This window comes from Streptomyces cinereospinus (genome assembly GCF_042430725.1).
Lineage (GTDB): Bacteria > Actinomycetota > Actinomycetes > Streptomycetales > Streptomycetaceae > Streptomyces > Streptomyces cinereospinus.
Window position 1 is genome coordinate 1 of sequence record NZ_JBHMCY010000015.1, and the last position, 19,583, is coordinate 19,583.

The window sequence follows — 19,583 nt, forward strand, 5'->3', positions numbered from 1 at the left end:
GCGGGCAGCGCGCCACAGGGGTCCGCCCCTTCCCGCCGTGGGCGGGTGCCGCCTCCGGGAGGCGGTTCCGTCCCGCCGTGGGTGGGTGCGGGCCTCCTCGCGTCGTACGGGGGTGCGGGCAGCGCCTCCCCGGGGGCTTCCCTTTCCGCCTTGGGCGGGTGTGGGCAGGAGCCTGCTGGGGTGGTGGGTGTGGGCGGTCGTTACATGCGGGAGACGTTGCGTTCGTAGACCAGGCGGAGGCCGATCAGGGTCAGCCAGGGCTCGTGTTCGTCGATGACCGAGGATTCGCCCAGGACCATGGGGGCCAGGCCGCCCGTCGCGATCACGGTGACGTCGTCGGGGTCGGTGGCCAGTTCGCGGGCCATGCGGTTGACGACTCCGTCGACCTGGCCCGCGAAGCCGTAGACGATGCCCGCCTGCATGGCCTCGACGGTGTTCTTGCCGATCACGCTGCGGGGGCGGGCCACCTCGATCTTGCGGAGCTGGGCGCCCTTGACGCCGAGGGCCTCCACGGAGATCTCGATGCCGGGGGCGATGACGCCGCCGACGTACTCCCCGCGGGCGCTCACCGCGTCGAACGTCGTCGCCGTGCCGAAGTCGACGACGATGGCCGGGCCGCCGAAGAGCTCGACCGCCGCCACCGCGTTGATGATGCGGTCGGCGCCGACCTCCTTGGGGTTGTCGGTGAGGATCGGGACGCCCGTCTTGACGCCCGGTTCGACGAGGACGGCGGGGACGTCGCCGTAGTAGCGGCGGGTCACCTCGCGGAGTTCGTGCAGGACCGAGGGGACCGTCGCGCAGATCGCGATGCCGTCGATGCCGTCGCCCAGGTCGTCGCCGAGCAGGGGGTGCATGCCCATCAGGCCCTGGAGGAGGACCGCCAGCTCGTCCGCCGTGCGGCGGGCGTCGGTCGAGATGCGCCAGTGTTCGACGATGTCGTCGCCGTCGAACAGGCCGAGCACGGTGTGGGTGTTGCCTACGTCGATCGTCAGCAGCATGGCCCCGCTCCCTACTCCGCCGCTCGCAGGTCCAGGCCGATGTCCAGGATCGGGGCGGAGTGCGTCAGGGCGCCCACGGCCAGGTAGTCGACGCCGGTGTCGGCGTACGCCTTGGCGTTGGTGAGGGTCAGGCGGCCGGAGGCCTCCAGGGCGGCGCGGCCGTGGACCAGGGCCACCGCCTCCTCGCACTCGCCCGGCGTGAAGTTGTCCAGCAGGATCAGGTCGGCGCCGGCGTCCAGTACCTCGCGGAGCTGGTGCAGGGTGTCGACCTCGACCTCGATCGGAACGTCCGGGAAGGCCTCGCGCACGGCCTGGAAGGCCTGGGCGACGCCGCCCGCGGCCACCACGTGGTTGTCCTTGACCAGGGCCGCGTCGGAGAGGGACATGCGGTGGTTGACGCCGCCGCCGCAGCGGACCGCGAACTTCTCCAGGGAGCGCAGACCGGGGGTGGTCTTGCGGGTGTCCCGGACCCTCGCCGTGGTGCCTTCGAGCACGTCCGCCCACGCGCGCGTGGCGGTCGCGATGCCCGAGAGGCGGCACAGGAGGTTCAGCGCGCTGCGTTCGGCGGTGAGCAGGTCGCGGGTGCGGGTGGTGAAGGAGAGGAGCTTCTGGCCGGCGGCGACCCGGTCGCCGTCCTCCACGTGGCGTTCGACCTCGAACTCCTCCTCGCAGACGATCGACATGACCGCCTCGGCGACCCTGAGCCCCGCGACGACGCCCGCCTCGCGGGCCACGAAGTCGGCCGTCGCGACCGCGTCCTCGGGGATCGTCGCGACCGTCGTGACGTCCACGCCGCCCGCGAGGTCCTCCTGGATGGCCATGGTGGCGATGTCCTCGACCTCGACGGGGTCGAGTCCCGCGTCGGCCAGGAGCTGGGCGAGCGCGGGGTCGAGGCCGCACTCCAGGTACTCCTCGTCGGCGCCGCAGGCGCAGCCGTCGCCGCAGCCGTCGGACGGGACGAGGGGAAGGTCGGGGGTGCTCACTGCTCTCACTGCTCCTGGGGACGGTGCGCCGGGTGGTGCGGCCGGACTGGGGGGAAGTCTGCGGTATCGGTGGTGCGTACGGCGAGTGTGCGGTCCGGATTCAGCCGTACGACGATGTGGCGGTGCCACGCGGTGTCGTCGCGGTCGGGGCGGTCCTCCCGCCAGTGGCAGCCTCGGGTCTCCTCGCGCAGCCGGGCCGCGGTCACCAGGACGCGGGCCACGCACAGGAGGTTGGTGGTCTCCCAGGTGTCGACGCCGGGCTCGGCCGTCTTGCCGTTCTCGTGCAGCGCGTCGCGGGCGTCGGCGTGCAGGCGGTGGAGCTGTTCGGCGGCCTCGGTGAGGGAGCCGGCCGAGCGCAGGACCCCGGCGCCCACGGTCATGATCCGCTGGATCGTGAAGCGGTCCTCGGGGACGAGCAGGGGGTGCGCGGGCTGCTCCGGGTGCGGCACGGGGGCGGGCACGCGCGCGTGGAGACCGCTTCGGCGGTGGGCCACCGCGATGTCGTGGGCGATCCGCTCGGCGTAGACCAGGCCTTCCAGGAGGCTGTTGGAGGCGAGCCGGTTGGCGCCGTGCACGCCGGTGCAGGCGACCTCCCCGCACGCGTACAGCCCGGGGACGGTGGTACGGCCGTGGGAGTCGGTGCGGACGCCGCCGGATGCGTAGTGGGCGGCCGGGGCGACCGGGATGGGCTCGTGGACCGGGTCGATGCCGTTGGCGCGGCAGGCGGCGAGGATCGTCGGGAAGCGCTGCTCCCACATCTCGGCGCCGAAGTGCCGGGCGTCGAGGAACATGTGCTCGGCGTCCTGCTCCTGCATGCGCCGCATGATGCCCTTGGCGACGATGTCCCGGGGGGCGAGTTCGGCGAGCTCGTGCCGGCCCACCATGAAGCGCACGCCGTCGGCGTCCACCAGGTGCGCGCCCTCGCCCCGTACCGCCTCGGAGACCAGGGGCTGCTGGCCCTCCGCGTCGGGGCCGAGGAACAGCACCGTGGGGTGGAACTGGACGAACTCCAGGTCGCTGACCTCCGCGCCCGCGCGCAGGGCGAGGGCCACGCCGTCGCCCGTGGAGACCGACGGGTTGGTCGTCGCCGAGAACACCTGGCCCATGCCGCCGGTCGCGAGGACCACCGCGGGGGCGTGCACCGCGCCCACACCGTCGTGCTGGCCCTCGCCCATGACGTGCAGGGTGACGCCCGCGGCGCGGCCGTCGGCGTCCGTGAGCAGGTCCAGGACCAGGGCGTTCTCGATCGTGCGCAGGCCACGCGCGCGGACGGCCTCGACCAGCGCCCGGGAGATCTCGGCCCCCGTCGCGTCGCCGCCGGCGTGGGCGATGCGGCGGCGGTGGTGGCCGCCCTCGCGGGTCAGCGCCAGCCGGCCCTCGGCGGACTCGTCGAAGTGGGCGCCGGTCTCGATCAGCCGGCGGACGGCGCCGGGACCCTCCGTGACGAGGATCCGTACCGCTTCCACGTCGCACAGGCCGGCTCCGGCGACCAGGGTGTCGTCCAGGTGCTGCTCGGGGCTGTCGCCCTCGCCCAGGGCCGCCGCGATGCCGCCCTGCGCCCAGCGGGTGGAGCCGTCGTCCAGGCGCGCCTTGGTGACGACGACCGTGCGCATGCCGGCGGCCTCGCAGCGCAGCGCGGCGGTGAGACCGGCGACGCCGGAGCCGACGACCACCACGTCGGCGGCGATGGACCAGCCCGGGGCGGGGGCGTGCAGTCGTATGCCGGTGCTGGTCACGAGGCGGCTCCGAAGGTGAGGGGGATGTTGTCGATCAGCCGGGTCGTGCCGACCTTGGCGGCGACCGCGAGGACGGCCTCTCCCGTGAAGTCGTCGTCGATCTCGGTGAAGTCGTCGGGGTCCACCAGGGCCAGGTAGTCCAGCACCAGGGGCGGGTCGTGGCGGACCGCCTCGTCGAGGACCAGGCGCGCGGCGGCGCGCACGGCGGACGGGCCGCCGGGGACCGCCTTGGCGACGGCGTGCGCGTCGGCGGCGGCGCGGGACTCGCCGATGGCGCTCAGCGCCTCGGCACGCGCGCGCGTGGCGGGCACCTCGCGTGCCCGGGCGCGCAGCGCCTCCTGCGCCGCGTGCCGGTCCCGTCCCGCGAACAGCGCGCGGGACAGCGCGAGCGCCGTACGCCGCTCCTGGGGCGAGAGGTAGCGGTTGCGGCTGGACAGGGCCAGGCCGTCGTCCTCCCGCACGGTCGGGACGCCGACGATCTCGACGCCGAAGTTCAGGTCCCGCACCATGCGGCGGATCAGGGCGAGCTGCTGGGCGTCCTTCTGGCCGAAGAACGCCACGTCGGGGCGGGTGAGGTGGAGCAGCTTGGCGACGACCGTGAGCATGCCGTCGAAGTGGCCGGGGCGGGAGGCGCCCTCCAGGCGCTCCCCCATGGGGCCGGCGCTGATCCGCACCTGGGGTGCGCCGCCCGGGTAGACCTCGTCCGCGGCGGGGGCGAACACGGCGTCCGCGCCGGCCTGCTCGGCGATCTTGAGGTCGGCCTCCAGGGTGCGCGGATAGCGGTCGAGGTCCTCGCCCTCGCCGAACTGGAGCGGGTTGACGAAGACCGTGACGACGACGAACCCGTCCCGGCCGACGTGCCCGCGCGCGGCGCGGATCAGGGTGGCGTGGCCGTCGTGCAGGGCGCCCATGGTCATCACCACGGCGGCGCGGCCGGGTACGGCGGCGTGTTCGCGCACGTACGTCAGGTCGTCCGGCGTGGGGACGAGTGCGAAGCTCCGGCGGCTCATCGGTCTCCCCCGTTCTCGGGCAGGGTGGTGTCTGCGGCGAGTACCCCGAGCAGGTCCTCGGCGAGTTCCGGTTTCAGCAGCCCGTGGGCGAGTGCCCGGTCGGCGGTGGCCCGTGCCATCGCCAGATAGCCGGCGACGGTCTGCGGGGCGTGCCGGCGCAACTCCGTGACGTGCGCGGCGACCGTTCCCGCGTCCCCGCGGGCGACGGGGCCGGTGAGGGCCGCGTCGCCGGAGCGCAGGGCGTTGTCGAGGGCGGCGCCGAGCAGCGGGCCCAGCATCCGGTCGGGGGCCTCGACGCCGGCCGTGCGCAGCAGCTCCATGGACTGGGCGACCAGGGTCACCAGGTGGTTGGCGCCCAGCGCGAGGGCGGCGTGGTAGAGCGGGCGGTTCTCCTCGGCGATCCACTCGGGCTCGCCGCCCATCTCGATGACCAGCGCCTCGGCGGCCAGCCGCAGCTCCTCGGGTGCGGTGACCCCGAAGGAGCACCCGGCGAGGCGCTGGACGTCCACCGGGGTCCCGGTGAACGTCATCGCGGGGTGCAGGGCCAGCGGCAGTCCGCCGGCGCGCAGGGCGGGCTCCAGGACGCTCGCGCCGTACCGGCCGGAGGTGTGCACCAGGAGTTGCCCCGGCCGTACCGCCCCGGTGCCGGCGAGGCCGTCGACGAGGCCGGGCAGGGTGTCGTCCGGGACGGTGAGCAGGACCAGGTCGGCGTGCTGGAGCACCTCGGCGGGCGGGACCACGGGCACGTCGGGCAGCAGCAGCGCGGCCCGCCTGCGGGAGGCGTCGGAGACCGCGGAGACGGCCACCGGTCGGTGCCCGGCGAGCTGGAGCGACGCGGCGAGCGCCGGGCCCACCCGGCCGGCGCCGACGACGCCGACGGTGAGCCGCGCGGGGCGGCCCCTGGGATCTGGCTGTTGGCTTGTACTCACGCGACGGCGGCCTTCCCGTTCCAGTCCGCTCCGGGTACCGGACGATTTCTCGTCATGTTAACGCGATCGGTTCACAGGGGCGTTCGGTCGTCCACAGGCTGTGGGTGGGGAAATTTGGTGGGCACCCCGGACGCGGCCCGGCATCATCCGGGCATGACGGAGACGGCGGAGCAGGGCGTGGGGGAATCGGTGGCGTCGGCCGAGGAGCGGCGCGAGCGGCTCTTCGAACGGCGCAGGGCGGCGTATCGGGGCGCGCGGCGGGTCCTGGCGCGCTCCAGCGTCCTCGGCACGCTCCGGGAGCGCCTGGCGCTGCTGGAGAACGCCGAGGAGCTGTACGACCTGGACGAGTCGGCGGACCTGTACGGCACCGGCATCGTGGAGGCCCTGGAGGCGAAGGTGGCCGGGCTGCTCGGCACGGAGGCCGCCGCGTTCTTCCCGACCGGCACGATGGCCCAGCAGGTGGCCCTGCGCTGCTGGGCGGGCCGCACCGGCGACCCGACCGTCGCGCTGCACCCGCTGGCCCATCCCGTGGTGCACGAACGGGATGCGTTCACCCAGGTCAGCGGTGTGCGTCCGGTCCATCTGAACCCTGCGCCACGGCTGCCGACCGCCGCCGAGATCCGTGCCTTCGAGGAGCCGTTCGGTGCGCTGATGCTGGAACTTCCCCTGCGGGACGCCGGGTTCGTCCTGCCCTCCTGGGAGGAGCTCACGGAGGTGGTGGAGGCGGCGCGGGAGCGCGACGCGGTGGTGCACTTCGACGGCGCGCGCCTGTGGGAGACGACCGTCCACTTCGGCCGCCCCCTGCACGAGATCGCGGACCTCGCGGACAGCGTCTACGTGTCGTTCTACAAGTCCCTGAACGGCTTCGGCGGCGCGGCGCTGGCCGGCCCGGGAACGCTGGTGGAGCAGGCCAAGGCCTGGCGGCACCGGTACGGCGGTCAGGTGTTCCAGCAGTTCCCGACGGTGCTGTCGGCGCTCGCCGGGCTGGAGCGGGAGCTGCCCCGGCTCCCCGGCTACGTACGGCACGCGCGCGTGGTGGCCGCCGCGCTGCGCGAGGGGTTCGCGGCGGCCGGCCTGCCCTGGGCGCGCGTCCACCCCGAGGAGCCGCACACCAACGAGTTCCGGCTCTGGCTGCCGTACGACCGCGACGTCGTCGCCGAGGCGGCGGTGCGGCAGGCCGAGGAGACGGGGGTGCTGCTCTTCGGCCGCTCCTGGGACGCGCCCGGCCCGGGGCTCGCCGTCACGGAGATCGACGTGCGGGCCGCGGGCCTGGAGTGGACCGCGGACGACGTACGGGCGGCGGTCGCGGAGTTCGCCTCCCGTCTGCCGTGAGGGCCGGCGCGTCTCCCGGCGGCCGTGGAAGTTCCCGGAGGGGGTCCTCCGGCAGCCGGAGGCGGGCCGGCCGGAGGCGGGCCCCTCCGGTGACCCGGCGACCCGGTCCCCTGGTGAGACCGGTGCCGCTGCCGGACGGGCGGCGCCGGGGCCCGGGGAGGGCGGTGCCCACCGGGGCCGCTGCGGCCGGTCTGCGGTTCAGCCGTGGCCCCCGGCCCGTACGAGCCCCGTCTCGTACGCCAGGACGACCACCTGGACCCGGTCCCGCAGCCCCAGCTTGGTCAGGATGCGGCCCACGTGGGTCTTCACGGTCGCCTCGGACAGCACCAGCCGGGCCGCGATCTCCCCGTTGGACAGCCCCTGGGCGACCAGCACCATGACCTCGCGCTCCCGGTCGGTGAGCCGCTCCAGCTCCTTGTGCTGGGGCTGCTTGCCGACGCTGGGCAGCATCGGCGCGAACCGGTCGAGCAGCCGCCGGGTCGTCGACGGGGCCACCACCGCGTCGCCGCTGTGCACGGAGCGGATGGCCGCGAGGAGTTCACCGGGCGGCACGTCCTTGAGCATGAAGCCCGAGGCGCCCGCCTTCAGCCCGGAGAAGGCGTACTCGTCGAGGTCGAAGGTGGTCAGGATGAGCACCTTCGGCGGGTCGGGGTCCGCGCAGATCCGGCGGGTCGCCTCCACGCCGTCCAGCTTGGGCATGCGGACGTCCATCAGCACGACGTCGGCCTCGGTCGAGCGCAGCACCTGGAGGGCCTCGACGCCGTCGCCCGCCTCGGCCACGACCTCCATGTCCGGCTGCGCGGCGAGCACCATCCGGAACCCGGTGCGCAGCAGCACCTGGTCGTCGACGAGCATCACCCTGATCTTCATCGTGGCCTCTTCCGTATCCGTCTCGAAGGTCGTGCTCGCGCGGTCGCGTGGCGGTGGGGGGCGTGACAGGTGTCACGCGGGCGTGCGCAGGCGTCAATGCGCTGGTTTGAGCGGCAGCAGGGCACTGATGCGGAATCCTCCGCCGGGGCGGGGCCCGGCGTCCAGAGTGCCGCCGACCATGCCGACCCGCTCGCGCATACCGATCAGCCCGTGGCCCTGGCCATCCAGACCGCCCTCCTCGTACAGCTCGTGCGGGGCGCCCTTGCCGTCGTCCTCCACGAGCAGGCCGAGGCCGTCGTCGAAGTAGACCAGCCGCACGCTCGCGCCCGCGTCGGGCCCGCCGTGCTTGCGGGTGTTGGTGAGCGCCTCCTGCACGATGCGGTACGCGGTGAGCTCGACGCCGCTGGGCAGCGGGCGCGGCGTGCCCTCGATCCGGAAGTCGACGGGCAGCCCGGAGCCGCGGCACTGCTCGACGAGGTCCTCGATCTGCTGGACGTCGGGCTGCGGAACGTACTCCCCGCCCTCCTGGTGCTCGCCGGTGCGCAGTACGCCGAGCAGGCGGCGCATCTCGGCGAGGGCCTGGCGGCCGGTGGAGGAGATGGTCTCCAACGCCTTCTTGGCCTGGTCGGGCGCGGCGTCCAGGACGTACGCGGCGCCGTCGGCCTGCACCACCATCACGGACACGTTGTGCGCGACGACGTCGTGCAGCTCGCGCGCGATCCGGGCGCGTTCGGCGGCGACCGCGACCTTGGACTGCGCCTCGCGCTCCTTCTCCAGCCGGGCGGCGCGCTCCTCCAGCTGCGCGAAGTAGGCGCGGCGGGTGCGGATGGAGTCGCCGAGCACCCAGGCCAGGGCGAACGGCACCGTCTGGAAGACCGCCAGCGCGATGTTGCCCGCGACGCTCGTCTGGTACTCCGGCCAGCGGAGCTGTGCCACCGGCGCGGCGCACAGACCGCCGAACAGCGCGAACCGGGAGGCCCAGCGCGCGCCGACCGCGGCCACGGTGTAGACGATCACCAGCAAGGCGAAGTCGGCGGGCAGCGGCGCCACGTCGAGCGCCAGTTGCGCCGCCCCCACCGCGGCCGCCAGGACCAGCATCCGCTCCGGCATCCGCCGGCGCAGGGTCAGCACCAGGCACAGCAGGACGGTGACCGGCACCACGGCCGCCGGGAGGTCGGTGCCGGCGCTCTCCTGGGCGACCACCCCGCCGACCACCGAGATCCCGAACAGGACGAGGGCCCAGGAGCCGTCGACCCAGGTCGGGTGTCGGCGGAGGAAGTCGTAGAGGCGCTGCACGTAACCCAGAGTAGGGAAGCGTGATGCGTGCCGGAGTCAACCGGAGGGCCGATCCGGAGGCGACACGCGTACTCCGCAAGGTGGAGGGCACGTGCCGCGGCAGGCGACGTTCGCCCCGTCGCGACGGGGCGGACGTCGCCTGCCGCGGCACTAGCCTTGCCCGGGTGACCAGGAGTGCGAAGGAGCGTACGACGGGCGGCGGCGAGCGGGACCGGCGGGGCTCGCGGGACGAGCCGGACTGCCCGCCAGGCCCGAAGGACGAGCACGACTGGCGGGACGGACGCGCCCGGCGCGGCTGGCGCGCGGCCACGGAGGCCGCCCTGTACGGCCCCGGCGGCTTCTACCACCGGCCCGAGGGACCCGCCGGGCACTTCCGTACGTCCGTGCACGCGTCGCCGCTGTTCGCCCGGGCCGTGGCGGAGCTGCTGCGCCGCGTCGACGAGGCGCTGGGCCGCCCGGCGGCCCTCGACTTCGTCGACATGGCGGCGGGACGGGGCGAACTGGTCACCGGTGTGCTCGCCGCGCTCCCCGCCGGCCTGGCCGCCCGCACGCGCGCGTGCGCCGTCGAGATCGCCGCCCGCCCGGCCGGACTCGATCACCGCGTCGAGTGGCGCGCGGAATGCCCCCGGGCCGTCACGGGGCTGCTCTTCGCCAACGAGTGGCTCGACAACGTGCCCGTGGAGGTCGCCGAGACGGACGCCTCAGGGGTGTGGCGGCGGGTGCTCGTGGCGCGGGACGGGTCGGAACGGCTCGGTGAGCCGGTCGCCGGGGCGGACGCCGAGTGGCTCGGCCGGTGGTGGCCCGGCCCGGCCGAGGAGGGGCTGCGGGCGGAGGTCGGACGGCCCAGGGACACGGCGTGGGCGTCGGTCGTCGGGCGCGTCGAACGGGGGCTGGCGGTCGCCGTGGACTACGCGCACACGGCGGACGCGCGCCCGCCCTTCGGGACGCTCACCGGCTTCCGGGAGGGCCGGGAGACGGCGCCCGTGCCGGACGGGTCGTGCGACATCACGGCGCACGTGGCACTGGACGCCTGCGCGCTGCCCGGGGGGCGCGTGCTCACGCAGCGCGATGCCCTGCGCGCGTTGGGCCTCGCGGGCGTGCGCCCCCCGCTCGCCCTGGCCACCACCGACCCCGCGGCCTACGTGCGCGCCCTCGCGACCGCCGGGGAGGCCGCCGAGCTGACCGCGCCGGGCGGGCTGGGCGACTTCGGGTGGCTGGTGCAGCCGGTGGGCCTCGACGACCCGCTGGCCACCGGCTGACCCCCGCCGGACCGCCGTGACCCGCCGAACAGCCGGCCCCTTCAGACCACCGGCCCCGCCACGGACCGCAGGCCCCGACGACCAGGCCGACCGGCCGACCCGCACGGCCCCGCGGCCGGGCATCACTTGTCGATGTCCCCCACCACGAAGAACATCGACCCCAGGATCGCCACCATGTCCGCCACCAGCGTCCCCGGCAGCAGCTCGGTCAGTGCCTGGATGTTGTTGTACGAGGCCGAGCGGAGCTTGAGCCGGTACGGCGTCTTGTCGCCCTTGCTGACCAGGTAGTAGCCGTTGATGCCGAGCGGGTTCTCGGTCCACGCGTACGTGTGCCCCTCGGGCGCCTTCAGCACCTTGGGGAGCCGCTGGTTGACCGGCCCCGGCGGCAGCTCGGCGATCCGGCCGAGGCAGGCGTCGGCGAGGTCCAGCGCGTTGTGCGTCTGCTCCAGCAGGCACTCGAACCGGGCGAGGCAGTCGCCCTCGGAGCGGGTGACGACCTTCAGGGTGTCCTGAAGCTCTCCGTACGCCAGGTAGGGCTCGTCGCGGCGCAGGTCGAAGTCGACGCCCGAGGCGCGCGCGATCGGGCCGCTCACGCCGTACGCGTGCACGGCCTCGGGCGCGAGCCGTCCCACGCCCCGCGTGCGCCCCCGGAAGATCTCGTTGCCGAGCACCAGGTCGTCGTAGACGTCCATGCGCGAGCGCACCGCGGCGACGGCGGCACGCGCGCGTGCGGTCCAGCCGGCCGGGAGGTCCTCCTTGAGGCCGCCGACCCGGTTGAACATGTAGTGCATCCGCCCGCCGGAGACCTCCTCCATGACGTTCTGGAGGACCTCGCGCTCCCGGAACGCGTAGAAGACCGGCGTGATGCCGCCCAGCTCCAGCGGGTACGAGCCGAGGAACATCAGGTGGTTGAGCACCCGGTTGAGCTCCGCGAGCAGCGTGCGGGTCCACACCGCGCGCGCGGGCACCTCCATGCCGAGCATGCGCTCCACGCCGAGGACGACACCCAGCTCGTTGGAGAACGCCGACAGCCAGTCGTGCCGGTTGGCGAGCATGATGATCTGGCGGTAGTCACGCGCCTCGAACAGCTTCTCCGCGCCGCGGTGCATGTAGCCGACCACCGGCTCCGCGCGCCTGATGCGCTCACCGTCCAGGAGCAGCCGCAGGCGCAGCACACCGTGCGTGGACGGGTGCTGGGGGCCGATGTTGAGCACCATGTCGGTGCTCTCCGCGGCGCCGCCGATTCCGACCGTGGTCTCCGTCGTAGGAGTCATGCACCCAGTCTGTCGTACGTAGGCTGGCCGTATGGAGACGGGGAGCCCGGAGGGCGGCGGGACGGCGGTCCCGCAGGGCGTGGGCGCAGGGGATCCGGGCGGCGAGGCGGTGACGGGTCCGGGCGGCCCGACGGCGGCTCCGGCAGGCCCGGCAGCCGTCGGTCCGGAAGACCCGGCGGCTCGGGAAGGCTCACCGGCGTGTCCGGCAGGCCCGGCAGCCGTTGGCCCGGAAGGCCCGGCGGTGGGTCCGGAAGGCCCGGCGGTGGCGAAGGACGGGCCGGCAGTGGCGGAAGACGGACCGGCGGTGCCGGAGGACGGGCCGGCGTGGACCGGGCTGCCGCCCGGGCTGCTGCGCATGCGGCGGCTGTTGCTGGTGGTGTGGCTGGGCCTGCTCACCCTGGCCACCGGCCTCGTGCCGGGGCTGCTGGCCGGCCCCGGATGGGCGGCGCTCGCGCTGCTGCCGCTGGCGTCGGCGGTGTGGGGCTGGTGGCTGACCGGCCGCAACTGGCGCTCCTGGCGGTACGCCGAACGCGCCGACGACCTGCTGATCAGCCGGGGCGTGCTCTGGCACACCGTGACGGTGGTGCCGTACGGCCGCATGCAGCTGGTCGAGGTGACCTCCGGCCCCGTCGAACGGCATTTCGGGCTGGCCGGCGTCCAGCTGCACACGGCCGCCGCGGCGACCGACGCGACCATCCCCGGCCTGGACCCGGCCGAGGCCGAACGGCTGCGCGACCGGCTCACCGAGCTGGGCGAGGCACGATCGGCGGGGCTGTGACGGCGGCGGGAACGGACCGGGAGGCGCCCCGCGAGGCGGCCGTGGCCGAGCGGCGGCTGCACCCGGTGACGCCGTTCCGGCGGGCGTGGGCGCCGGTCGCCGTGCTCCTCGGCTGGGCGCTGCACGACCCGGACGGGGCGCACCGCCAGCTGACCCGGCTGACCACGGCCACGATTCTGACGGCCCTGGCGGTGCTCCTCCCGGCCGCCGCGCTGTACGGCTTCCTCAGCTGGTGGTTCACGCACTACGCGGTGACCGGGACGGAACTGCGCATCCGCACCGGCCTGTTGTTCCGGCGCACCGCGCACATCCGCCTGGAACGCATCCAGGCCGTCGACGTCACCCGGCCGCTCCTCGCGCGCGTGGCGGGCGTCGCGAAGCTCAGCCTCGACGTCATGGGCACCGACCGGAAGGACGAACTCGCCTACCTGGGCGAGGCCGACGCACGCGCGCTGCGGGCCGAACTGCTGGCGCGCGCGGCCGGATTCGCGCCGGAGCGCGCGCACGAGGTCGGCGAGGCCCCGGAGCGGCGGCTGCTGCACGTGCCGGGCGGGGTGCTCGCCGTCTCGCTGCTGCTGACGGGCGCGACCTGGGGGACGCTGGGCGCCGCGCTGGTCGTACCGCCCGTGCTGTGGCTGTTCACCCACAGCCTGTGGACGGTCGTCGCGACCGCCGTGCCCCTGTTCGGGGCGGCGGGCGCGAGCAGTGTGGGCAGGTTCGTCGCCGAGTACGACTGGACGGTGGCCGAGTCGCCGGACGGCCTGCGGATCGACCGCGGGCTCCTGGACCGCGCGCACGAGACGGTGCCGCCGGGGCGGGTGCAGACCGTGCGGATCGTGGAGCCGCTGCTGTGGCGGCGGCGCGGCTGGGTGCGGGTGGAACTGGACGTGGCCGGCTCGTCCAACTCCGTGCTGCTGCCGGTCGCCCCGCGCGAACTCGCGGAACCCCTCGTCGCGCGCGTGCTGCCCGGCGTGACCGTGCCGCCCGCCCCGTCCCTGTCCCGCCCGCCCCGGCGGGCGGGACGGTGCGTGCCGCTGTGGTGGCGGGGCTACGGCCTCACCGTCACGGACACGGTGTTCGCGGCCCGGCGCGGACTGCTCCGGCGCAGCCTCGCGCTCGTCCCGCACGCCAAGGTGCAGAGCGTGCGGCAGAAGCAGGGGCCCTGGATGCGGTGCTGGCGGCTCGCGGACGTCCACGTGGACACCGGCGCCGACAAGACCGTCACGGCCCGGCTGCGGGGCGCCGAGGAGGCCGCCCGGCTGCTGCACGCACAGGCCGAGCGGTCCCGGACGGGCCGCAGGGACGCGCGCCCGGACCGCTGGATGACGTGACGGCGGCGGTACGGGCTCGCCGCGCCCGGCTCGGGAAGCCGCCCCGCGCCCGGCTCGGGAAGCCGCCCCGCGCCCGGCTCAGGAGGCCGCGCTGCGCAGCCCCTGGACGTCGATCTGCTCGGTCTCGTCGTGCGCCGTCAGGTCGATCACCTGGCCGACACCGCGCGACTCCGCGGTCGCGGGCTTGAACTCCGCCTCGGCCTGCGCCTTGTGCAGATCGAGCGCCTCCTGACCGACCACGTCGGCGAGGTCCTCGTTCTGCACGGCCTCCAGGGCGGCGGACGCCGCGCCCTTCGCCTTCGTGCCGAAGAAGTCGAACCCGCCCTCGGCCGTGGGACGCCGCACCGGCGCGGGCGCCGGTACGACCGCCACCGCGGTCGGCACGGTGTAGTGGCCGGAGGGCTGCTGGACGTGCGCCGGAGGGGTAGCGGCCGCGTGCTCGTGCCCGTCGGCCGCCTCGGGCTTCCCCCGCGCGTCGTCCTCCCGCGCGGCCTCCGTCCCCGCACCGCCGCCGGCGCCGGCCGGCGCCGGCTCCACGGCGGACGGTTCCGGCGCGGCGGCCGCGTCCTGCCCGGCGCGGCCCTTCGGGCCGGCGTCCAGCCGGACCAGCGCGGCCCGCGCCCGCAGGAACAGCCGGGACCCCTCCGGGGAGAACAGCCGCGATGCCTCCGGCCTCCCCTCGGCGGCAGCTGCCTCGGCCACCGTCTCTCCGACGGCGACCCCCTTGGCAGAGGTCTCCTCGCTCGATGCTCCTCCGGCGGCGGCCCCCTGGTGGGCGGTCCCCTCCGCGGCGGCCTTCCCGCCCCCGGCAAAGCCCCTGGGCACCGGCACGGGCGGCAGCGCACGCACCGGGGTGGTCGCCTCGATCTCCAGCAGGCGGCGGCCCTCCAGGGCGCTCGCCCGCTCGGTCTCGGCGGTGGCGTACCGGCGCAGCAGTGCCGCGTGCTCGTTGCGCAGCCCGGCCAGTTCGGCGCGCTTGGCCCGGAGCCGCTGCTCCAGCTTGCCGCGCAGCTCGCGCGACTCCTCCAGGTCGGACTCCAGGTCGGCGACCCGCTCCTCGTGCCGCCACTCGTCGCTCACCCGCGCGCGCGTGAGGTCGGCGACCTGCTTGCCGGCCTGGATGTCCCAGCGGCGCATGACGACCGCGCCGGCGACGGCCGTCACCGCGGCGGCCGCCGCCAGCCCGCGGAGCACCATCGGCTCCGCGAACACCCAGGGGCCGAGGGCGCAGACGAGCGAGACGCCCGCGATCGCCGACGGAGGCAGCAGCCTGTGCAAGGGCGGTGAATGGCGATGACGTCCACGTGGCATGGCCAGAAACTTACCGCGCGTGGGCGAATCATGGTGCTCGCGACGGTAAAAACACAGCCACCGCAGAGCCTTGGGAACGGCCTCCCGCGACGGAGCAGAGCTCACCTGCCGACTCACCGCCGCAAAGGGCGCTTTGCCGCCGGACATCCGAATCGGCGTCAGATCACCTTGTTCGTACGGAATGACGGCATGTGACGTCCGGCAGGGAAGCGGGCGGCACGAGCCGCCACCGACCGCGCGGGCCACGCTCCCCGGGTTCCGGGCGCAGCTGGCCGCGGGCCCCCGGCCGAGGACGCCGAGGCCCGGCCGGGGGCCCCGCGGGAGCGGTCCCGCCGCCCCGCCACGACGTGCCGCGCCGCGACACGGCCGCCGTCTTCTCACGACCCGGCGGCGGGGCGTCGCGCACCGGACCGGCCGCCCCGCGGACGCGGGGCTTCCGCCGGCCGAAGGCCGCGCCCTGCCGCGCCCCCGCGGGGCCGCCCGACCGGGAGCGGCCCATGTGAGGAGCCCGGCCCCACCCTGGGCCTACGCTGAACGTATGAGCAATCACAGCGGACGCGGGCGGATCGCGGGCCTTCCGGAGTGGGACCGCTGCGCGGTCATGGGGGTCGTGAACGTCACCCCGGACTCCTTCTCGGACGGCGGCCGCTGGTTCGACACCACCGCCGCCGTCAAACACGGCCTCGACCTCGTCACCGAGGGCGCCGACCTCGTGGACGTCGGCGGCGAGTCCACCCGCCCGGGCGCCACCCGGGTCGACGAGGCCGAGGAACTGCGCCGCGTCATCCCCGTCGTGCGCGGCCTCGCCTCCGAGGGCGTGGTCGTCTCCGTGGACACCATGCGCGCGTCCGTCGCCGAGCAGGCGCTCGCCGCCGGCGCGGCCCTCGTCAACGACGTCAGCGGCGGCCTGGCCGACCCGGCGATGATCCCGGTCGTGGCGCGCACCGGTGCCCCCTTCGTCGTCATGCACTGGCGCGGCTTCCTGGAGGGCGGCAACGTCAGGGGTGTCTACGACGACGTCGTCACCGAGGTCGTCGACGAGCTGCACGCGCGCGTGGAGGCCGCCCTGGAGGGCGGCATCGCCCCCGACCGGATCGTGATCGACCCGGGCCTCGGCTTCTCCAAGCAGGCCGAGCACGACCTGGCCCTGCTCGCCCGCCTGGACCGCCTGCACGAGCTCGGGCACCCCCTGCTGGTCGCCGCCTCCCGCAAACGCTTCCTCGGCCGCGTCCTGGCCGGCCCCGAGGGTTCGCCGCCCCCGGCCCGGGAGCGCGACGCGGCGACGGCCGCCGTCTCGGCCCTGGCGGCGCACGCCGGCGCGTGGGCGGTGCGCGTCCATGAGGTGCGCGCCACCGCGGACGCGGTACGCGTCGCGCGCGCCGTGGAAGGAGCGCGTACGGACCGGCCCACGCCCGGCCCCTCCGGGGACCCCGCCGCCCCGTCCCCCGCGAACGGCGCGGAAGGAGCCCGGTGAGCGCCCCCCACACCGATGTCGAGCAGGTCGAACTCGCCAACACGGCCTTCTACGAGGCACTGGAGCGCGGCGACTTCGAGGAGCTGACGACGCTCTGGCTCACCCCGTCCGACCTGGGCGTCGACGAGACCTACCACGACCCGGCGGACACCGGCGTGGTCTCCTGCGTGCACCCCGGCTGGCCGGTGCTGACCGGCCGCGGCGAGGTGCTCCGCTCGTACGCCCTGATCATGGCGAACACCGACTACATCCAGTTCTTCCTGACCGACGTGCACGTCTCGGTCACCGGCGACACCGCCCTGGTCAGCTGCACGGAGAACATCCTCAGCGGCGGCCCCGCCCCGGAGGACGGCGACGGGCCCGGCCCGCTCGTCGGCCAGCTGGTGGTGGCCACGAACGTGTTCCGGCGCACACCGGCCGGCTGGAAACTCTGGTCGCACCACGCCTCCCCGGTCCTGACCGAAAGCGCCGAGGACGAGGACGAGGACCCGACCGGCTGAGCGGGTAGGCGGACGGCAGGGGCCGGAAAGGACCCGGCGGGGCCCGAAGGGACCAAGAAGTGGTTGGAATCACGAACCCGGGGTATGGGCGGCTACCAGCCCGTGAGCCGCCGGATTCCCCAGGGGAAACATGCGATGAAACCTCCCGGCCCCCGCCCGGGCCCCGCCCCCGTCGGCCGGGGCTGTCCGTGCCCGCAGGTAGATTCGTTCGAGGCCGGAGTGCCGCCCGCACACGGTACGGACCGGTCACACACCCGACGATTGCAGGAGTGATTCGCGTGGATCGTGTCGCGCTGCGCGGCCTGAAGGCCCGCGGGCACCACGGTGTGTTCCCCCGGGAGCGCGAGGAGGGCCAGACCTTCATCGTGGACCTCGTCCTCGGCCTGGACACCCGCCCGGCCGCCGCCGACGACGACCTGGCGAAGACCGTGCACTACGGCATCGTGGCGGAGGAGGTGGTGGCCGTCGTCGAGGGCGAGCCCGTCAACCTCATCGAGACGCTCGCCCAGCGCATCGCCCAGGTCTGTCTGAAACACGAAGGCGTCCAGGAGGCCGAGGTCACCGTCCACAAGCCGGACGCGCCGATCACGGTCCCCTTCGACGACGTGACCGTCACCATCATCCGGAGCCGAGTATGACTGCCTCGTTCACCGAGGGTCACAGCGACCCGACCGTACAGCCGGTACCCGCCTCCGTCGTCGAGAAGGTCGACGCCGCCGACACCACCCTGCACAACCCCCAGCGGGCCGTGATCTCCATCGGCGCCAACCTCGGCAACCGCCTGGAGACCCTCCAGGGCGCCATCGACGCCCTGGAGGACACCCCGGGGGTACGCGTGAAGGCCGTCTCCCCCGTGTACGAGACGGAGGCGTGGGGCGTCGACCCCGGCAGCCAGCCGTCGTACTTCAACGCGGTCGTGGTGCTCAAGACCACCCTCCCCCCGTCCTCGCTCCTGGAGCGGGCGCACGCGGTCGAGGAGGCCTTCCACCGCACCCGGGACGAGCGCTGGGGTCCGCGCACGCTCGACGTCGACATCGTCTCCTACGCCGACGTCGTCTCCGACGACCCGGCGCTGACCCTGCCCCACCCGCGCGCCCACGAACGCGCCTTCGTCCTCGCCCCCTGGCACGACGTGGACCCCGACGCCCAGCTGCCCGGCCGCGGTGCCGTCGCCGAGCTGCTCGGCGCGGTCACCCGTGAGGGTGTCGCCGCCCGGGGTGACCTGGAACTCCGGCTGCCCGAGTAGCCGTTAAGGTCGAGACGGCCCCAGTCCGGGGCGTCCGGGGAACCGAAGGGACACCGTGAGAGAGCTGCGCATCAGGGTGCTGGTCGGCGTCTTCGCCGTCGCCGGCGTCCTGTCCTGGGCGGGCGCCCGCCTCTGGAACTCGATCGGTACGCTCCCGAGCGTCCCCCTGGCCGCCCCCGTCGTGCTGGCCCTGATCGCCGCGGTGCTGCTCGCCACGGCGCTCTCGCTGCGCGCCCGGCTGCGGGCCCAGCGCGAGCGCCGCCCCGGCGCCAAGGGCGTGGACCCGCTGATGGCGGCCCGCGCGGTCGTCTTCGGCCAGGCCAGCGCCCTGGTCGCCGCCCTCGTCGCCGGGATGTACGGCGGCACGGGCGTCTTCCTGCTGGAGTCCCTCGACATCCCGGCCCGCCGCGACCAGGCCATCTACGCCGGCTGCTCGGTCGTGGCGGGCATCGCCGTCATAGCCGCCGCCCTCTTCCTGGAGCACGTGTGCAAGCTCCCCGAGGACGACGAGACCACCGGCACGGGCACGGCCCCGGCCGCCTGACCCGGCGACCCGGCCGCGGCGCGCACCGTGCGCGCCGGACGCGTCAGCGCGCCATGATCAGGCTCATCGCCTCGTTGCGCGTGGCCATGTCCCGCAGCTGACCGCGCACCGCGGAGGTGAGGGTCTTCGCGCCGGGCTTGCGGATGCCCCGCATGGACATGCACATGTGCTCGCACTCCACGACCACGATCACGCCGCGCGGCTCCAGTATCTCCATCAGGGAGTCCGCGATCTGCGTGGTGAGTCGTTCCTGCACCTGCGGCCGGCGGGCGTAGACGTCCACGAGCCGGGCCAGCTTCGACAGCCCGGTGATCTTGCCCGAGGTGGCCGGGATGTACCCGACGTGCGCGACGCCCCGGAACGGCACCAGGTGGTGCTCACAGGTCGAGTACACCTCGATGTCCCTCACGAGCACCATCTCGTCGTGCCCGATGTCGAACGTCGTCGTCAGCACGTCCTCGGGCTTCTGCCACAGCCCGGCGAAGATCTCCTTGTACGCCCGCGCCACCCGGGCCGGCGTCTCCCGGAGCCCCTCGCGGTCCGGGTCCTCGCCGACCGCGATCAGGAGTTCGCGTACGGCGTTCTCGGCACGCTTCTCGTCGAACTCGCCGATCGTGCCCTCGCCGTCCAGCGTCACGGGGTCGGTCATGTGGTGCCTCGTTCCTCTGCCTGAAGCGCGCCTGCACGCGTCCCAACGGTGCGCATACGTCGA

19 protein-coding genes are annotated in these 19,583 nt (G+C 74.6%); 9 read left to right on the plus strand and 10 right to left on the minus strand.

What is annotated here, in order from left to right; translation table 11 throughout:
• Positions 1 to 200 precede the first annotated feature (200 nt).
• From ACFF45_RS10315 to ACFF45_RS10335, 5 genes are read right to left on the minus strand one after another with little or no spacing between them, the layout of a single operon-like run.
• Positions 201 to 998, minus strand: coding sequence for a type III pantothenate kinase (locus tag ACFF45_RS10315; RefSeq protein WP_381344912.1), 798 nt, complete (start codon positions 996 to 998; stop codon positions 201 to 203).
• A gap of 11 nt (positions 999 to 1,009) precedes the next feature.
• Positions 1,010 to 1,981, minus strand: a complete 972-nt coding sequence (gene nadC / locus ACFF45_RS10320; protein ID WP_381344914.1) for a carboxylating nicotinate-nucleotide diphosphorylase — start codon at positions 1,979 to 1,981, stop codon at positions 1,010 to 1,012.
• Between the two features lie 5 nt (positions 1,982 to 1,986).
• A complete protein-coding gene (locus ACFF45_RS10325; protein WP_381344917.1) occupies positions 1,987 to 3,717 on the minus strand; it encodes an L-aspartate oxidase in 1,731 nt (576 codons plus the stop codon).
• Positions 3,714 to 4,727 (minus strand): pantoate--beta-alanine ligase, encoded by a 1,014-nt coding sequence (gene panC / locus ACFF45_RS10330; RefSeq protein ID WP_381344919.1) that lies wholly within the window; start codon positions 4,725 to 4,727, stop codon positions 3,714 to 3,716. The genes ACFF45_RS10325 and panC overlap by 4 nt, the downstream gene beginning before the upstream one ends.
• Positions 4,724 to 5,656, minus strand: a complete 933-nt coding sequence (locus ACFF45_RS10335; RefSeq protein WP_381344922.1) for a Rossmann-like and DUF2520 domain-containing protein — start codon at positions 5,654 to 5,656, stop codon at positions 4,724 to 4,726. Before ACFF45_RS10335 ends, panC begins: the two co-directional genes overlap by 4 nt.
• A gap of 153 nt (positions 5,657 to 5,809) precedes the next feature.
• Here ACFF45_RS10335 and ACFF45_RS10340 point away from each other — a divergent pair, with 153 nt between their 5' ends.
• Positions 5,810 to 6,988 carry a threonine aldolase family protein gene (locus tag ACFF45_RS10340; protein WP_381344925.1) on the plus strand — a complete coding sequence of 393 codons (1,179 nt, stop codon included), beginning with the start codon at positions 5,810 to 5,812 and terminating at the stop codon, positions 6,986 to 6,988.
• A 198-nt stretch (positions 6,989 to 7,186) separates the two neighbouring features.
• Here ACFF45_RS10340 and ACFF45_RS10345 read toward each other — a convergent pair whose 3' ends face one another.
• Together ACFF45_RS10345 and ACFF45_RS10350 are read right to left on the minus strand one after the other, a co-directional pair.
• Positions 7,187 to 7,858 carry a response regulator transcription factor gene (locus ACFF45_RS10345; RefSeq protein ID WP_381344928.1) on the minus strand — a complete coding sequence of 224 codons (672 nt, stop codon included), beginning with the start codon at positions 7,856 to 7,858 and terminating at the stop codon, positions 7,187 to 7,189.
• Positions 7,859 to 7,951: 93 nt separating this feature from the next.
• The gene (locus tag ACFF45_RS10350) at positions 7,952 to 9,154 is read right to left on the minus strand and encodes a sensor histidine kinase (RefSeq protein ID WP_381344931.1); all 1,203 of its coding nucleotides are present in this window, start codon (positions 9,152 to 9,154) and stop codon (positions 7,952 to 7,954) included.
• Positions 9,155 to 9,474: 320 nt separating this feature from the next.
• On the opposite strand from ACFF45_RS10350, the gene ACFF45_RS10355 reads away from it, so the two are divergent.
• Positions 9,475 to 10,413 carry an SAM-dependent methyltransferase gene (locus ACFF45_RS10355; protein WP_381345153.1) on the plus strand — a complete coding sequence of 313 codons (939 nt, stop codon included), beginning with the start codon at positions 9,475 to 9,477 and terminating at the stop codon, positions 10,411 to 10,413.
• A 122-nt stretch (positions 10,414 to 10,535) separates the two neighbouring features.
• Here ACFF45_RS10355 and ACFF45_RS10360 read toward each other — a convergent pair whose 3' ends face one another.
• Complete coding sequence (locus ACFF45_RS10360; RefSeq protein ID WP_381344934.1) at positions 10,536 to 11,687, minus strand: NADH-quinone oxidoreductase subunit D; 1,152 nt, start codon at positions 11,685 to 11,687, stop codon at positions 10,536 to 10,538.
• A 283-nt stretch (positions 11,688 to 11,970) separates the two neighbouring features.
• Here ACFF45_RS10360 and ACFF45_RS10365 point away from each other — a divergent pair, with 283 nt between their 5' ends.
• Together ACFF45_RS10365 and ACFF45_RS10370 are read left to right on the plus strand one after the other, a co-directional pair.
• The gene (locus ACFF45_RS10365) at positions 11,971 to 12,465 is read left to right on the plus strand and encodes a PH domain-containing protein (RefSeq protein ID WP_381344937.1); all 495 of its coding nucleotides are present in this window, start codon (positions 11,971 to 11,973) and stop codon (positions 12,463 to 12,465) included.
• Entirely contained in the window at positions 12,462 to 13,796 is a 1,335-nt protein-coding gene (locus ACFF45_RS10370) for a PH domain-containing protein (protein ID WP_381344940.1), read from the plus strand. The genes ACFF45_RS10365 and ACFF45_RS10370 overlap by 4 nt, the downstream gene beginning before the upstream one ends.
• Positions 13,797 to 13,874: 78 nt before the next feature.
• Here the strand turns inward: ACFF45_RS10370 and ACFF45_RS10375 are convergent, their stop codons facing one another.
• Positions 13,875 to 15,107, minus strand: coding sequence for a hypothetical protein (locus ACFF45_RS10375; protein WP_381344943.1), 1,233 nt, complete (start codon positions 15,105 to 15,107; stop codon positions 13,875 to 13,877).
• A 538-nt stretch (positions 15,108 to 15,645) separates the two neighbouring features.
• Here ACFF45_RS10375 and folP point away from each other — a divergent pair.
• The 5 genes from folP to ACFF45_RS10400 all read left to right on the plus strand — a co-directional run bounded on the left by folP (position 15,646) and on the right by ACFF45_RS10400 (position 18,871).
• Entirely contained in the window at positions 15,646 to 16,581 is a 936-nt protein-coding gene (folP, locus tag ACFF45_RS10380; protein ID WP_381344945.1) for a dihydropteroate synthase, read from the plus strand.
• Positions 16,578 to 17,081, plus strand: coding sequence for a nuclear transport factor 2 family protein (locus tag ACFF45_RS10385; protein WP_381344948.1), 504 nt, complete (start codon positions 16,578 to 16,580; stop codon positions 17,079 to 17,081). Before folP ends, ACFF45_RS10385 begins: the two co-directional genes overlap by 4 nt.
• A gap of 278 nt (positions 17,082 to 17,359) precedes the next feature.
• Positions 17,360 to 17,719 carry a dihydroneopterin aldolase gene (folB, locus tag ACFF45_RS10390; RefSeq protein WP_381344951.1) on the plus strand — a complete coding sequence of 120 codons (360 nt, stop codon included), beginning with the start codon at positions 17,360 to 17,362 and terminating at the stop codon, positions 17,717 to 17,719.
• On the plus strand, positions 17,716 to 18,327 hold the full coding sequence (folK, locus tag ACFF45_RS10395) for a 2-amino-4-hydroxy-6-hydroxymethyldihydropteridine diphosphokinase (RefSeq protein ID WP_381344953.1): 612 nt from the start codon (positions 17,716 to 17,718) through the stop codon (positions 18,325 to 18,327). The genes folB and folK overlap by 4 nt, the downstream gene beginning before the upstream one ends.
• 55 nt (positions 18,328 to 18,382) lie before the next feature.
• Positions 18,383 to 18,871, plus strand: a complete 489-nt coding sequence (locus ACFF45_RS10400; RefSeq protein WP_381344956.1) for a DUF3180 domain-containing protein — start codon at positions 18,383 to 18,385, stop codon at positions 18,869 to 18,871.
• A gap of 43 nt (positions 18,872 to 18,914) precedes the next feature.
• Here the strand turns inward: ACFF45_RS10400 and folE are convergent, their stop codons facing one another.
• Positions 18,915 to 19,520: a GTP cyclohydrolase I FolE gene (gene folE / locus ACFF45_RS10405; protein WP_381344958.1), complete on the minus strand. Its 606-nt coding sequence runs from the start codon at positions 19,518 to 19,520 to the stop codon at positions 18,915 to 18,917.
• Between the last annotated feature and the right edge of the window lie 63 nt (positions 19,521 to 19,583).